Here is a 208-nt window from a genome sequence, read left to right on the forward strand (position 1 = left end):
GCAGAGCATGACGACTGCTGGAAACCAGCCGCCAGCGCCTACGCGAACGAACGCGCAGACCGGCTTCGCGCATCAGTCGAGCCACTCGGTGTCGACCACACACATACCCCATGGCCGCCAACTCGGCCTTGATTCGGCGATGGCCATAGATTCCATTCACCTCGTGGTGGATGGCGCGGATCTCCTTGCTCAGACGCCGATTCGCCAT

At 62.0% G+C, this 208-nt stretch carries 1 protein-coding gene; it reads right to left on the reverse strand.

Annotated elements, in window-relative coordinates; genetic code table 11:
* Window positions 1-208 (reverse strand): IS3 family transposase (locus tag BVH01_RS25280; protein ID WP_218189118.1); only part of this gene is annotated, 208 nt, incomplete at its 3' end.

The sequence above is a fragment of the Pseudomonas sp. PA1(2017) genome, assembly GCF_001945375.1.
GTDB lineage: Bacteria > Pseudomonadota > Gammaproteobacteria > Pseudomonadales > Pseudomonadaceae > Aquipseudomonas.